1 pseudogene is annotated in these 1,568 nt (G+C 37.4%); it reads right to left on the minus strand.

The annotated features are described in order from the left end of the window. Window positions 1-129: 129 nt before the first annotated feature. Window positions 130-1,484, minus strand: a pseudogene (locus tag DRF65_RS28135) (IS3 family transposase). Window positions 1,485-1,568: the final 84 nt, after the last annotated feature.

Raw genomic sequence — 1,568 nt, forward strand, 5'->3', positions numbered from 1 at the left:
TGTATGTCTTCAAAATAAAATGGACTTTCTCTTAGGGAGTATTTGTTAGTTTAAAGTTATAATAAAAGTTGATTTCCATAAAATTTTTCTGAGCTTTGAGGCTCAAAAATTTTCCAGAACAACTTTTTCTTAGCGTTTTACTTTTTCTTTAAAGTAATTCCGTTTTCTGAGTTGCAGTGTTTTCTCTTTTATTTTCCTGCGTTCCCGGAGTATTTCATCGCTTCTTCCAAAATATACATCAGCAGGAGTTAGATTTTGCAGAGACTCATGATACCGTTCATCATTATAACGGTTCACAAATTCCCCCAGTGCTTTTTCCAATTCTTCAGGGCTGTAATAAAAATGAAGTTTTACCACATTTTTCATCGTTCGGTGGTAACGCTCGATCTTTCCCTGGGTCTGCGGATGAGCAGGTTTTCCATGAAGCTGATTGATTTGATACTTTTTCTGCAGATACTCTTTCAACTCAGAAGCTACGTAACAGGAGCCATTATCAGATAAAAGTTTAGGAACCTGTCCTTTTTTAAGCCCTGACTTTATTACAGCTGAATCTACCGTTCTTTTTACATCATTCACTTTCATGTTTCTGCAAAGTTCCCAATGAACAATATAACGGCTGTAATCATCTAGAATGGTACTTAGATAGTACCAGCCCCAACCGATAATCTTAAAATAAGTGAAATCTGTTTGCCACATCTCATGTACAAAATTGGTTTTATCTTTAAATTCATCAGCAGCTGAGAGCAGGATATGAGAAGGAGCGGTAATCAGACCCCGCTTTTTCAAAATTCTGTACACACTTGATTCTGAAATAAAAATACCCTGCTCATCAGTGATTTTGTAAGCCAGTTCTCGGCTGGAAAGTCCGGGATGCTCCAATGCGATCTCGACTACAAGGTTTTTTTGTTTCTCAGGAATGCTGTTCCATTGTTTTCTGTTAAAAGAAGGGGGAGAAAAAAATCCTTCATATCCTTTTTTCAGATACAGATTGTACCAATTGTAAAAGGTGCTCTTATGGATGCCGAGTTCCCTCAAAGTCCTATTGACACCTATTTCACTGCGGGTAACGAGTTCTATGATCTCTAATTTTTCACCGGCGGATAACCTCATATATTTTCTATATTTTTGGGTTAGTCCAGCATGTCCAAGCTTTTTTTTACAATATCATACCGTAAAACAAGATCTGCAACCATTTCTTTTAGCTTCTTGTTTTCTTCACGAAGCTGGCTAACTTCATCAGAAGTGGCCTCACGAACTACATCACCAGAAAGGCGTTTCTTACCGGCCTCAAGAAATTCTTTGTTCCATTTGTAGAAGGTTGATTCCTGAATGCCATGCTTACGGCAGATCTCTGCTACAGAAGTTTCTGCACGAAGAGCTTCCATTACAATGAGAATCTTTTGCTCGGCTGTGAAGATTCTTCTGGTTTTTCTCCTGATCTCTTTAATGTAAGTTTCAGGAGTTGGTTTTTTCCTGGTGTTCATAATATCAAATTTAAAAATTAATCTCTTATGAAACACTCCTTAAGTGAGAGCCTAAATCAGTACACTTTTTGCTGACGATTTACA

The organism is Chryseobacterium pennae (genome assembly GCF_003385515.1).
GTDB classification, from domain to species: Bacteria; Bacteroidota; Bacteroidia; order Flavobacteriales; family Weeksellaceae; genus Chryseobacterium; species Chryseobacterium pennae.